Origin of the sequence: Marivirga arenosa, from assembly GCF_030503895.2 — a bacterium.
GTDB lineage: Bacteria > Bacteroidota > Bacteroidia > Cytophagales > Cyclobacteriaceae > Marivirga > Marivirga arenosa.
In genome coordinates this window covers 1,568,569-1,582,681 of record NZ_CP129970.2, presented here as the reverse complement: position 1 = coordinate 1,582,681, position 14,113 = coordinate 1,568,569, and the positions used below count along the sequence as shown (strand labels likewise).

The window sequence follows — 14,113 nt, the reverse complement described above, 5'->3', positions numbered from 1 at the left end:
TTTGTATATTCAAAGCTCTCTTCATTTTTATCTTATAAGTATGATAAACTTCAGTAGAATTCTTTTTGCCTTCCTTTTATTCGGAATTATTTCATGTGAAACGGCAGTAAGAGAAAAACCGATCAATGAATATTATGATGTTGATGCATTGGTGGATCAGCAGGCAAAACTTCTATCGGACATGCAGCCTAAAATTGAAAAGTCTGTTGAAGTTGATGGGCAAAAAGAGATGGATACCTTGGAATTTGACTCTCTCGGCTGGAAGAATGAATTAGAAGTTTTTAAGTTGGCAGACATCAATAAACCTACATTATTTGATGCATATGAAGCCACTGAAGAACAAACCTCTAATGGAAAAATTTGGCGTTACTCTACTGAAAAACCATCCTTAGGTATTGAGTTCTTGTACGTTTATTTCGATCAAGATAGTACGGTTAAAAAACTTGAAGCACGTTATCATGAGAATAATGCGCTTTATATATCAGAGCGAAATTTTGAAATCAACTTCAATAACACTAACGGAACTCCTGTTTTAGCATCTTACAAAATATATGGTCGTCAAAAGATGGCCATGAAAGATGAAGTGTATTTCTCTATTGAAAGTGAAGTCGTGAACTAATAATTGAGTTTTAGATTGCTTCGCTACGCTCGCAATGACAGTATACATATAAGTTCTATTCTAAAACCTTTGTGTACGTTCATTGCATCTTTGTAAGGTGAGCACGACTGAAGCAATCTTAATAATTCGCTAGGAGCTTAAAATCCGACCGCTACTGTCTCTTTAACTACTTTAGTATTTCCATCTGAATCAAAAAGCTGAAAGTAAATAATATAATAACCTGTTCTTACTTTTCTGCCATTAAAATCTACTCCATCCCAGCGGAAAAAACCTGTATTGCTAAGCGTTTCATTATTCGCTAAAGTAGTAATTACATTCCCCTTCATATCAAAAATTTTAACGGTCGCCATACTTCCCACATCTTCTAGCTGGTAATTAATAATCGTATAATTTCTGCCTGGCTGATCATGGGCGAAAGTTTTCGGCTTAGCAGCTATGGTTCCAAAATCAATGTCTCCCGAGGTGCGTTGCGAATTTTCTTTCCCAGGTGTTGCAAATCCAACTGATGAAGCGGCTGAATTCCATGATTCAGCTTTATCAATGGGCGCATCAGGATGAATTCGCTCCAAAGAAACACCATCAGTAGTCCTGAGAAAAGGCAAATGCATATCGTCTGAATATTCAAAATATTCTGTCAAAGCTTCATTTGCAGAAGTAATGCTTACAACTCCTTTCCCATTAGAAAGAGCAGGAAAAGAAGTTTCATAAATATTTTGTGCTACATGCGATGTAGGGTAATCCTTGATTATGCTCGCTTTATCACTCGTTATAACCAAGAACTGCCCAGGACTAATGATCACGTTTTCATTTTCAAAAATTACTTCTTCATTATTATTTCCTTTAACTATCCATCCTATTAGATTAACATATTTATCCGAGATATTTAATAGTTCTATAAAATCAGCCCCTCCAGATTTTTGATCATAAAGGACTTCATTCAAGACTACATCTCCTTGAATAGGAGGCTCGGCTAATGCGAAGCTTGTTTGATTTTGATCAGATAAAATAATATTGCCTTCACAATCAGTTAAATTATCCACAACAAGTGTGTAAGATACTTTTGCTTTTAGATCCGCTTGCAATACAAGTTTTATTCTATTCAAATCGAGAAGCTCAATCTTCGCAATTGTTATCTCAGGCACTATTCTAAATTGATTTCTTCTAATATTGGTAATGTCAATCGGCTCATTAAAATCCACTATGACTTCTTTTGTATTAGGCGCATATGCATTGGCTAACTCAGGTCCACTTTGGTCAGTATTGCTTTCCATAACTGAGTTTTCAACGCCAGGTGTCGCTTGTTTTTCATCAACTGATGCACGCCAATTTGATATTCCTAGGCATGGACTGCCAGTATCAATCATTTCCAGTGACCACCCTCCTTCATCATATTTTGAATTTTCTTTATACCAACTTTCACTGTAAAAGGCCTGATTGATTATTTGCTCATCGGTAACCAACTGAAGATTATCTCCTCGATTATTTAAATTGGGCCAAGGACTCAAAGCTATTACACGTCCATACGAAGACAAGTCCTCCACCGCAGATGTGGCCGTAATTAAAATATATTCGTTCGGTTCTATATAATTCAATCCTAAATTCACCGTATCCCTTTCATCCATAAATTGTACATCAGTTAAGAAAAGCAGTTGATCCGTTGCATTGTATATTTCTACAAATTGTCGATTGGGCAATATTTGGTCCTCTTTTGGGTTTGCCATAATTTCTGTAATAATCAAATCATTAAAAGTAGGTTTAGCGGGCTTTTTCATAATTATTTCTTGTTTCAACTGAGTCATGAAATTTCCTGATAAATCTGAAATGCTATCTACAGTCACGCTATAGGGGAAACCTGCAATCCAACGGTTTTCCCAGATCAATAAAAGTTGATTTTTGCTCCATATTTGAGCTTTGGTTAATGTAATCTGGGGTGATAAACTATAATTACTTAGATTTTCAGCAGACAAAGTATCAATTGGCTCCGTAAAGGTTAAAAGCAAAATTGAGTCTGATAAAAAGAAAAGTGAATCTAATTGTGGTGGCTCAATATCATATAAAAAGCTTGCTGATAAATCTTCTGCAATATTTCCATTACAATCCGACACCTCTTCTATAGTAATTGTATAAGTCACATCATTTTGTAGTTTATTTTGCAGATTCAGCTTTACTGAGTTTTCGTTTTGTCGATCCACTATAATGCTATCAATCTGATCTCCAGACTGCAGTAGGTAACTCGCATTTACCAGTGATTCCATATCCATTTTTTTATCAAAAATTATTTCTAACTGAATTGGGGAGCTTGAATAAAATGAGACTATTCGGGCTGGCTGACCGGTAAACGATGAATCATAAGTACTATTCACCATTCCAGGTGTACCTCCTTGATCTGCCTCAGAGCCTTTCCAGTTTTTGATATCAAAACAAATTAAGCTTGGATTTATAAGTTCTAAAGAATACCCTCCTTCAGACTTCTCTTCATCTTGAAACCAAGATCGATCGTAGGCTAAGGCATCAATTATGACTCCAGAAGAATCTTTGATTTCTATACTATCACCCCCATTATTTAAAGATCGCCACGAAGATGGAACTAATACTTCACCAAAATTAGCATACCCATCTTTTGCAGAAGCAGGAGCTAGAATAATGTACTCTTTAGGGTACAAAACAAAAGAAGGTAATGAACCCTCTGATTCTGTATCATCGGAAATTTTCCAGCCTTTTAAGTCGATGAATTTATCTGAGCGATTATAGATTTCTACAAACTCTTCATCTGGAAGGCCTAAAACAGGTGTTGGATCAGGAAAAAATTCGCTGATTATAATATCGCCTGGCTCTGCATTTTCCAATTCAAAATATAAAAATTCAAGACTATCTAATACTGTTATATTCCCTTTTAAGTCGCTAATATTTTCTGCTAACAAAAAGTAGTTGCGTCCATTTTCAAATGAGTTTTCGAAAGTAATCCTGACAGTATCATCCTTTTGTTCTACCTGAAGTGGATTTATATCATCTGGTTGCAAAGAGTAAATGCTGTTATTTACTTGACTCAACTCTTCATTATAAATTAATTCAATTTGATTATTTCCAATGATCTTATATTCCTGGATTGATGGAGGAATGGTATCAAACACATAATTTCCAAAATAAATATTATCAAAATAAAAGCTGCTGCTACGACTTGATGTGAAGTAACAGATAAACCCCAAACTTGTAGCTGCACTAAGACTTGCCTCTTGACCACTTGCCAATACTTCAAAACTTTCTCCTTTGCTGGGGTCAACTGCAATTTCCCAGATTGCATTTTCATCTCTCCTTACTCTCACTCTAAGATCAAAAGCAGAAGCAAATAATCCGTCTCCTCCTCTGGCTATTAACAGTGTTGTTTGTCCATTTCTATAAAACAAACTAACTCCATCTTCAGTACCATTTTCTCCTATTTCCAAGTAATAGCCTTCTTGTATGCTTCCAGTGTTTTCATAATCTAATAGGTTTTCTGTAGTACTTGCTAAATAAATTTCCACACGATTAGAATTGGAAGGATTGAAATCCAATTTGATATCAAATCGCCATTCCTTTAGTTCAAGGCTATTATTAGAAATTGCAGTAGAAATATAGCTTGATCTTAAAGGATCATCCTCAAAGTTTAATTGTAATTGAAAAGCATCATTAATGATGAAATCCTCAATATTTCCATTCCATTCAGGAGAATCATTTAAATCACCATCAGAAAAATCATCATAAACAATTTGAGCATTTAAAGAAAAGAGACAAAAACAAAATAATACAATTAGGGTTGTTAGGTTTTTTATCATAAGGTTTTGGTTCAGGTCTAACCAAATATACTATTTTTGTGACAAATTTGTGATTTGAAACAAATTACTATCTCCCTAAGTATTAGAAAGGTAAAAATTAAATAGAAAATGAAAATAGCTGTTGTAGGTGCCACTGGACTAGTTGGCGGTGAAATGTTAAAGGTTCTGGATGAAAGAAATGTCCAATTTGATGAATTACTTTTAGTTGCTTCGGCTCGCTCTGCAGGAAAGAAGATGAGTTTTAAAGGTAAAGAATATACTGTCATCACTTTAGAAGAAGCCGTTGCAGCCAAACCTGATTTAGCACTATTTTCAGCAGGCGGAAGTACATCACTTGAGTGGGCTCCAAAGTTTGAAGAGGTTGGAACTGTTGTCATTGACAATAGCTCTGCCTGGAGAATGAATGATCGCATAAAATTGATCGTTCCGGAAATTAACGGTCATGAATTAAAAATAGATCATAGAATTATCGCCAATCCAAATTGTTCTACTATTCAAATGGTATTGGCATTAGCTCCTCTACATAAAAAATATGGAATCAAAAGGATAGTGGTTTCCACTTATCAATCTGTAACGGGAACAGGAAAAGCAGCCGTTGATCAATTGATGGATGAAAGAGCAGGAAAGCAAGGTGAAAAAGTATATCCTCACCCCATTGATATGAATGCATTACCTCATATTGATGTATTCTTGGAAAATGACTACACTAAAGAAGAAATGAAGATGGTAAACGAAACCAAAAAAATCTTCAGTGATGATTCTATTGGCGTTTCTGCTACTTGCGTTCGTTTACCAGTAATGGGGGGCCATTCGGAATCTGTAAATGTTACATTTGAAAAAGATTTTGATATAGCTGAAGTAAAGGATTTATTATCTAAAACATCTGGGGTTGTATTAGAAGATGAACCTAAAAAGAATCTTTACCCGATGCCATTAAATGCACATGGTAAAGATGAAGTTTTTGTAGGTAGAATCAGAAGAGATGAATCAGCACCTAATACTTTGAATATGTGGGTTGTAGCCGACAACCTTAGGAAAGGTGCCGCAACAAATGCCGTTCAAATTGCAGAATATATGATTGAGCACAGCTTAGTTCATCCTTATGGAATTGAGCGCTAACAGAAAAGACGTTTGGAAATTTATTAAAGACCATGAGCAGGATGACCCTGCTCAATTGGTTTTTAAGCAAAAGCAATTTCCTGACCTACCCTTAAAAGAAATTGCTTCTCAAATTCAAGCCCGTCAAAAGGCCAAATCAAAACTTCCAGAATGGGCAGATAAAGAAATATGGTTTCCCCCTCTCCTATCTTTGGAACAATCTAGCTCCGAAGCTACTGCTAAATTTAAAAGTAGTCTTCTTTCAGGTAATCGTTTTGCAGATCTAACTGGTGGTTTTGGAATTGATTGCTATTACATTGCTCAAAATTTTAAGGAAAGTCATTACATAGAACAACAAAAGGTTTTATGTGATTTAGCAAATTATAATTTTGATGTATTAAAGTCTGACATTCAAATTCATCAAACTCAGGCCTCAGAGTTTTTAGTAAACAATTCACTTTATTTCGATTGGATATACTTAGATCCTGCAAGAAGAGGAGATAAAAACCAGAAGGTGTTTTTATGGGAAGACTGTAGTCCTAATTTAACTGAGCTTTTGCCCTTGCTATTTGAAAAATCAAAAAAAGTGATGGTGAAAGCAGCACCTATGCAGGATATCAGTAGAGGAATCTCAGAACTGGATCAGAGGGTGAAAGATATTTATATTATTGAGCATAATGGCGAAGTAAAAGAACTGCTTTACATCCTAAATAAAGAAAAAGTTAGTGCTCCCAATATTCATGCTATTCAGTTAAATAAAATGGGGGATTCATTATTTCATTTTCAAGGTAAAAAACATTTAGAAGATGATTTGAATTATCAGTTTGAGAATCCTGAAAACTATCTTTATGAACCCGCTCCTTCAATCATGAAATCTGGTTTATTTAAACAGTTAGCTAAGCAATTTAACATTTCAAAACTGCACCCAAACAGTCAGCTGTTTACAAATAATGATTTAATAGAAAATTTCACTGGGAGAAAATTTAAGATCATTAATCAAGTGTCTGCTCAAAAGAAAGCCTTGAAAAAAGTTTTACCTGAAATGAAGGCAAACCTGAGCTGTAGAAATTTCCCTATGCCTGTTGCTCAATTAAGAAAAAAACTAGGCTTGAAAGATGGAGGAGAATACTACCTTTTTGCTACTACACTTAAAAATGATGAGAAAGTGATTTTAGTTTGTAAGAAGTTGAAGTAAATATGATCTGGGACGCTTTCATTAGCTTATTTACTGTGGTAGAAAAGCCGGTCTGACTACCGTCTGACCTAATGTACTGCAAAGGTCAGACGGTAGTCAGACCGGCTTACAATACTAATTTTAAAACTAGCACCAGCAAAAAAGGAATTCCATAATAAATAAGCACCTTCAACCGGTTAGGTGCCTCATTCCACCACAGCACCCACCAGGGCCTTATGTAGCCCAAAAAAAGGAGTATCCCAAAGCAAATCAAAAAGAAATTAATATAATGCAAATACTTATCCTGTTATATTCATTGCTTATCGAAAACCGTTTCCTAAGCGAAACAAACATAGCAATTTGTCGAATATTAAAAAGAACAAATTTTTTTAAAAATGATCACGATTGCAGAAAATAAGCAATACTCTTTGAAGATTGACATAATAAAAAATAGAGCCTTCTTAAAAATAGATGGGTTCTGGAGAAATAAAGAAGATATTCCCGCCTATTTAAACGATTGGGATGAAGCAATAAGTAAGTTAGCTCCTAGTTTTACTTTATTAACAGACGCAACTGAAATGGTGATTCACCCTGGTGATGTTAGAGATGTCCACTCAAAAGCTCAAGAGAAAATTGTAGCTGGTAAAGTTAAAAAAGTTGCTGAATTACATAAAGAAGGGACTGCAGCCATGCAGCTTGATGGCGTTTCAAACGAAAGTGGTTTGCCAAAGAAGAATTTCACTGATAAAAATGAGGCCATCAAATGGCTCGATGAATAGAAACAAAAAAGCTCAGGAGTTCCTGAGCTTTTTATTTAATTGCTAACTCAAACCCAAACCTCTCATTAAAGCCTTTAATTCCCTGAAGCCCACCGGAATGAATCACTACTATTTTTTGGTCTGAATTGATTTTATCTTTTTTCCATTCCATCATGAGGCCATACATTAATTTTCCTGTGTATATGGGGTCCAAGGGAATAGCCGTTTTGTCATAAAACTCTTCAATAAAAGAAATTAACTCAGGTTTCCATTTGGCATAACCTCCAAAATGATATTCGGTATTGATTTCCCAGTTCTCATATTGTTGGCTTAGCAGATTCTGGATTTCCTCTTTTGGCCAATCTCCTTTTAAAACAGAAACCCCCAATATATTTTGATGTCCCGATTTCCCCTTAATTAATCCTGCTAGAGTTCCCCCTGTACCGAAACAGCTCGCTATCAAATCATATTCTTTAGGAATGAAATTATGGATTTCTGCTGTACCAGCTATAGCCATATCATTAGTACCACCTTCTGGAATAATATAGGGGTTATCAAATTGAGTTTTTAGTTTGTCTATAAATCCTGGATCATCCTTTTCTTTATATTTTTCCCTACTTATAAAATGAAGTTTCATACCATATCTCTTGGCTAGGTTGAGTGTTGGGTTTTCCACCTCCTCACCCCTTATTACTCCCACGGAATTAAAGCCGCAAGCAGCAGATGAAATGGCAGTAGCCGCAATATGATTTGAAAAGGCTCCTCCAAAAGTTAGAATATTCTTATAGCCCTTTTTCTCAGCTTCCAGGAAATTATATTTCAGTTTAAAGAACTTATTCCCTGAGGCACCGGCATGAATTTTGTCTAATCGTAAAACATCAAAGATCAGTCCTGCAAACTGAACTCTTTGAATAGGAACATCTTTTGGCGAAAAGAATTTTTCTACTGACATGAAGCTAAATTATAGCTAAATGGCTAACTTTATTATATAAATACTATTTTTATTGAATTAATATTCATGATATGAAAAGGCACTTCCTATTTTATTTCCTTCTCGCTCTAGTACTGTCTTCTTGTATGAAATCCGTTTCGATCAATACTTTAAGACCTGCGGATATCAACATTCCAAATGATATTCAGTCCATTGCCTTAATTGATAGAACAGCCTATAAAAAAGATGCTATTGGTATAATTGAAGGAGTATTAACCGGAGAAGGGATTAATGAAGATCGTGATGGTGTAATGACCATGTTTAATAGTCTTCAAAATAGTTTAAGAGCTTCTCCTCGATTCGATGTTGTGCTAGCATCTGAAAGATTGAAGGGACAAAATATACTAGGCTCATTTCCCGAACCATTAGATTGGAGACAAGTAGATCAGCTTACCAGAAAATATAATACAGATGCCTTATTAGTAGTAGAAATATTCGATAGCAATTTCATTGTAACCAATGGCAAAAGAAAAAATACCAGAAAAGTAAAAGACAAAGATGGAAATGAGGTGGAAGAAGAATATACTGAGTTTTTTGCTGAAGGAGTAGGAAATAATAGAATTGGTATCCGTTTGTACGATGCCAAAAACAGGACCATTATTGATCAAGACATTTACACTTCGAATAAAACCTGGGAATCATCCGCTACTTCCTTGAAAGAAGCTTTAGCTCAATTAGTCAATAAATCTCAGGCCACTAAATATTTAGCGCGTTCTGTTGGAAATACATATGCAAGTAAAATTGCTCCAATGCCAGTTAGAGTTTCTAGGTCTTATTATGCAAAACCAAAGAAAAATAGTTATTTAAGAAAAGGGGCTAGGCAAGCTAGCGTTAACCAGTGGGAAGATGCCATTTCAAGCTGGAAAATGGGTCTGAGAAAAACTAGCGATAGTAAAACTGCGGGAAGATTAGCATACAACATTGCTTTGGGATACGAAATAATGGGCGATTTATTTAAAGCGCATGAATGGGCAGGAAAATCATTTGTTGATTATGGTAACAAAAAAGGTAGAAGTTATGCCAGCCTCTTAAATAATAGAATGATCACTGAAGAAATTTTAGATGAACAATTACGTTTACCTGAAAAAGATTCTGATCAAAAACCAGAAACCGGAGGTGAAAAGCAGGATAAGCCTACCATTAAAATAAAGATGAAGGAAAATTGAGTATTAATTAAGAATTAGTATTTATACTCCTTTGCCTTACCGCTTCAAAAACTGCTATCGCTGCGGAAACTGAGACATTAAGTGATGCTATTTTTCCGGTCATAGGAATTTTAGCTAAATGGTCAGCTGTTCTGATTAAATCATTACTAATTCCATCTTCTTCTGAGCCCATGATGATGGCAAGAGGTTGAGCCATTGGCATGTCATAAATTAACTCCGTTCCCTTCTCTGTGCAGGCTACAACTTGCAAACCATTTTGCTGAAGATATTCTACCGTTCCTTTCAAATTATTTTCACGACAAACTGGAATATAATGCAATGCCCCAGCCGATGTTTTTACAGCATCAGAGTTTATTTGAGCACTGCCTTTAAAAGGAATTACAATGGCATCCACTCCCGCACACTCGGCTGATCTGGCAATAGCACCAAAATTTCTAACATCTGTAATTCTATCTAAAATTAGAATTAATGGATCTTTTCCTTTGGCATAAGCATCATTGATCACATTATCCAATGAGGCATAGCTTACTGCAGAAACCATGGCGATTACACCTTGATGATTTTTTCTGGTTATTCGGTTAAGTTTTTCAATCGGTACTTTGGTGAAAGGCACTTTTCGCTCTTTGCATAAATCCATCAGCTCACTAACCAATTCATTTCGGACATCTTTTTGGATATAGATATTATCCATCTCCTTGCCAGAATGAATGGCTTCAATGACAGCACGAGTGCCAAAAATATAATCTTTTTCGTTGAGTTTGGGTTTTTTATGAAATGCTGCCATATCTGATTTTATATTCAAACACAAAATTCAGAATCTAATAGGTGAAAAGCTAATTTTATGCTTTTTAATTGAATTAAACCTGACGGGTCTCGGATATGCAGCTAAATTAGTACCCTCAAATGAAAGTTTTACATCCCCCTAACCCCCTTCAAAGGGGGAACTATCCCCTTGGGGAATTATAGGGGTGTAAATATTATAAATATTAGAATCTAATAAAACCAAACTTGAAAGCTGTCAGGTTTGAGTTATAAAAAAATAGCCCACATTTCTGTGAGCTATTTACTAATCGATAGTTTTTTAATTTACATTCTTTCATATAAGACTCTTAATTGATCTTGATATTCTACCGCTTTTTGATTCATACCATATTGTCTCATGATTTGAACTAATTGACTTAAAATGGCAAAGCTAATTTGTCTTTCTCTTCCCATATAAATCAATTCATGATTCACCAAGTATGTAAACTGATTAAAGTTTTGCTCCCATAGAATATCAATAATTTCATTAGCCTTTTCTTCATTCCCTGTTGCCAGGTAAATCTGAACATAATCTAATGCAGTCATATCATAAGGAACTACTTCATTTGGTACTTTTTCAATTATATAATTAAGAACCTCTAAAGCTCTTTCATTATCGCCTTCGTTTACCATTGATTTTGCTAAAGCAGTATATACTGATCTATTATTTAGGAAGAAGTTTCTATAGTTTTCATTATAGTAAACATCCGGATCAGTAGTATTGGTGAAATGGAAATCATTCATTAAGTTATTATACATAACCTCTGTGTTGACAAATTCTTCCTGCACATTATCTCTTTCAAGTGGTAATAATCTATACGTTAAGCCTTCTTGAATTACATATTTTCTTAAGTCCATTTTAATACCATTCAATGAAGTAGTGTTGAAGTAAATTGGTCTTTCCCAATTATTTTCATTCATGATATCTAGAATCATTAAGTCTTTTTTCTCAAGACCATTTCCTTTTACATTCCATACCATTCTATCCACCATCATATCGGCTTTGTCTTCAGGAATAATTCCTAAACTTCTCACGTGTGCAGAATCTACCTTTAAACTTAATTGCTTAGAAGGCAACATATTATAACTTCCAACTGAAGTTGGCACCTCTAAACTTTTATTGTCACTTCTGATTAAGCTTAAATAACGATCAATTGGAATGGCACCGGAAATTCCCGTATTCGCCATATAAGGTAGATAATCATTCTTTCCGCCTTGCGCCACTTGTTTTCTGCTTAAGCTCAATGGAAGCGGTTCTGAATCATAAGAATTTTGACGCATTTGATTGATATACCAATCTGTATTAAAATAGCTTAATACAATTACACGAACATCAGTTCTGAAACCTTCCACTTCCTGAACAAACCACAGCGGGAAAGTATCATTATCACCTCCAGTAAATAAAATAGCATTCGGTTCGCATGATGCTAAATAATTTCTAGCTGCATCAACAGAAAAATATCTTTCTGATCTATCGTGATCATCCCATCCTTCTGAAGCCATGATAGTAGGAACAATTAAGCATATAACTCCTGCAACTGCTCCTGCAACTTTCGGATTTTTGATTGCTCTTTCTAATAAATTAGCTATGGCTAATACTCCAAAGCCAATCCAGAAAGCAAAAGCATAATAGGATCCTGCATAAATATAATCTCTTTCTCTAGGTTCAGTAGCTGGTGAGTTCAGATAAAGTATTAAGGCTATACCCGTTAAGAAAAAGAATAAGCCCACTACACTAAAACCTTTAACATCTTTTCTGTACTGGAAGAATAATCCAATCAATCCTAGAATGATAGGCAACATATAAAAATTATTTCTGGCCTTGTTATCTTTCATAATTTCAGGCATTTCACTATCATCCTGGAACATCGTTTTCCATCCTGCTCCTTCAATATCACTTTCACGACCAGCAAAATTCCACATCAGATAACGGAAATACATATGACCCAATTGATAGCGGAAAAGGAACTTAATGTTATCCGCAAAATTTGGCTTTTCATTTGGTCTTAATCCTGTCCATCTTCTGTACTCTTCAGGATGACCCGGTGCTCCACTATACATTCTTGGGAAGATAGTGGTTCTTTTCGGATCATATTGAGTTGTGATTTTATAATCTGTTATTTCATACTCCTCTTCTCCCTTACTGTAAACCGCATCTCCTTTACCTTGAGAAACAACCTCCGCATCAAAATATTGACCGTGAACCAAAGGTCTTGATCCGTATTGATCTCTATTTAGATAGGATAATAGGGTCATCACATTTTCAGGATTATTCTGATCAATCGGTGGATTGTAATTCGATCTGATCATTACAATGAAATACGATGAATACCCTATCAAAATAAAGGAGAAGGCTAGTAAGAAAGTGTGAAGTGTTACTTTATCATTTTTGATGGCATAGAAGATTCCGTATGAAATAGCTCCCACTAATATTATTCCAAATATTAAGGCTCCAAAACCAAAAGGTAGACCAACAGTATTGATGAAGAAAATTTCAAACTTACCGATTAAGTTAGGAACTCCTAAAATGATAAACTGCCAAATTACAATCAAAATCGCACTACTAATTAATAAGGCAAAGAAGATTCCTTTGAAAGTAACCGTTTTATATTTTTTGAAGTAATAAATTAATCCTAATGCAGGAAGTGCTACTATATTTAATAAGTGAACTCCAATTGATAAACCTATGATGTAAGCAATTAAAATCAACCAACGATTTTCTGTAGATTCATCTTCTATTATATCCCATTTCAACATGGCCCAAAAAACTAGAGCAATCAAGAAAGAAGACATAGCATAAACTTCAGCTTCAACAGCCGACCACCAGAATGAATCTGAAAATGTGAAGGCTAAACTACCAATTGCACCGGCAGCAAAAATTTTGATCATCTGGCCAGTGTTGGCTTCACCCACCTTTATCTTCATAATTTTATGAGAAAGTAGATTGATAGACCAATACATAAACAAGATGGTAAAACCACTACTTAGGGCAGAAACCAAGTTTACTGCAAAGCCAACCGCTTCTACATCACTGCTCACAAACATTGAAAACATTCTACCGATAAGTAGAAATAAGGGTGCCCCTGCAGGGTGAGGAACTTGCAGTTTGTAAGCACTAGCAATAAATTCTGCGCAGTCCCAAAAACTAGCTACAGGTTCTAAAGTGAAGATATAAACAGCGGAAGCGATTAAAAATATAATCCAGCCACTTAGGTTGTTAATCTTTTGATATGACATCATAGATAGTTGTATTTTTTATAATAGAGGCGAAAATAAGAAATTTCATCCTTAACGGCATTAGAACGAAGAGATTAATTCAGGATTGCGAACGATAGAAGTTTTTAATTCTTAGTTAAACTACCTAAAATTTACTTTTGTAGATTAAAATATATTTAAAAAGTTATGCTATATTAAAAGCAACAAAATTAAAATTATATGACAGGTGGTGCTGGCTTTGCTAGACAAGGAAGTGATTCATTCAAACAAAATAGAGCTTTACGAAATAAAAGAAAACGGATGAGTGATAGCCCATACATAAAGGTAAGGGGTGTTAAAGGCAAAAGGAACGCAGATTTTGATTTCAAAGCGATTCAAAAATTTAGAGAAGATCGAAGGCGAAAATCCAGAATTATCACCATAATAATTTCTATCACTTTTATTTTACTAGCAATAGTATTGCTGATGATCGCCTAAT

General features: G+C 34.9%; 10 protein-coding genes. 6 read left to right on the top strand and 4 right to left on the bottom strand.

Features of this window, described 5'->3' with window-relative positions:
* The first annotated feature begins 40 nt into the window (after positions 1–40).
* A complete protein-coding gene (locus tag QYS48_RS06930) occupies positions 41–619 on the top strand; it encodes a hypothetical protein (protein WP_308358110.1) in 579 nt (192 codons plus the stop codon).
* Between the two features lie 137 nt (positions 620–756).
* Here QYS48_RS06930 and QYS48_RS06925 read toward each other — a convergent pair whose 3' ends face one another.
* Positions 757–4,431, bottom strand: a complete 3,675-nt coding sequence (locus tag QYS48_RS06925) for a lamin tail domain-containing protein (protein WP_308358109.1) — start codon at positions 4,429–4,431, stop codon at positions 757–759.
* A 108-nt stretch (positions 4,432–4,539) separates the two neighbouring features.
* Between QYS48_RS06925 and QYS48_RS06920 the strand changes: the two genes are divergently transcribed.
* The 3 genes from QYS48_RS06920 (at position 4,540) to QYS48_RS06910 (ending at position 7,482) form a co-directional block, all read left to right on the top strand.
* The gene (locus QYS48_RS06920; protein ID WP_308358108.1) at positions 4,540–5,550 is read left to right on the top strand and encodes an aspartate-semialdehyde dehydrogenase; all 1,011 of its coding nucleotides are present in this window, start codon (positions 4,540–4,542) and stop codon (positions 5,548–5,550) included.
* Positions 5,534–6,724: a hypothetical protein gene (locus QYS48_RS06915; protein ID WP_308358107.1), complete on the top strand. Its 1,191-nt coding sequence runs from the start codon at positions 5,534–5,536 to the stop codon at positions 6,722–6,724. The genes QYS48_RS06920 and QYS48_RS06915 overlap by 17 nt, the downstream gene beginning before the upstream one ends.
* 374 nt (positions 6,725–7,098) lie before the next feature.
* Complete coding sequence (locus tag QYS48_RS06910; protein ID WP_308358106.1) at positions 7,099–7,482, top strand: hypothetical protein; 384 nt, start codon at positions 7,099–7,101, stop codon at positions 7,480–7,482.
* 31 nt (positions 7,483–7,513) lie between these two features.
* Here QYS48_RS06910 and QYS48_RS06905 read toward each other — a convergent pair whose 3' ends face one another.
* Positions 7,514–8,413 carry a pyridoxal-phosphate dependent enzyme gene (locus QYS48_RS06905; protein WP_308358105.1) on the bottom strand — a complete coding sequence of 300 codons (900 nt, stop codon included), beginning with the start codon at positions 8,411–8,413 and terminating at the stop codon, positions 7,514–7,516.
* Positions 8,414–8,484: 71 nt separating this feature from the next.
* Here QYS48_RS06905 and QYS48_RS06900 point away from each other — a divergent pair, with 71 nt between their 5' ends.
* On the top strand, positions 8,485–9,618 hold the full coding sequence (locus QYS48_RS06900) for a DUF6340 family protein (protein ID WP_308358104.1): 1,134 nt from the start codon (positions 8,485–8,487) through the stop codon (positions 9,616–9,618).
* A 7-nt stretch (positions 9,619–9,625) separates the two neighbouring features.
* Here QYS48_RS06900 and rlmB read toward each other — a convergent pair whose 3' ends face one another.
* Together rlmB and QYS48_RS06890 are read right to left on the bottom strand one after the other, a co-directional pair.
* The gene (gene rlmB, locus QYS48_RS06895) at positions 9,626–10,402 is read right to left on the bottom strand and encodes a 23S rRNA (guanosine(2251)-2'-O)-methyltransferase RlmB (RefSeq protein WP_308358103.1); all 777 of its coding nucleotides are present in this window, start codon (positions 10,400–10,402) and stop codon (positions 9,626–9,628) included.
* Positions 10,403–10,704: 302 nt separating this feature from the next.
* Positions 10,705–13,659 (bottom strand): DUF2723 domain-containing protein, encoded by a 2,955-nt coding sequence (locus QYS48_RS06890; RefSeq protein ID WP_308358102.1) that lies wholly within the window; start codon positions 13,657–13,659, stop codon positions 10,705–10,707.
* A gap of 195 nt (positions 13,660–13,854) precedes the next feature.
* On the opposite strand from QYS48_RS06890, the gene QYS48_RS06885 reads away from it, so the two are divergent.
* The gene (locus QYS48_RS06885) at positions 13,855–14,112 is read left to right on the top strand and encodes a hypothetical protein (protein WP_308358101.1); all 258 of its coding nucleotides are present in this window, start codon (positions 13,855–13,857) and stop codon (positions 14,110–14,112) included.
* Position 14,113: the final 1 nt, after the last annotated feature.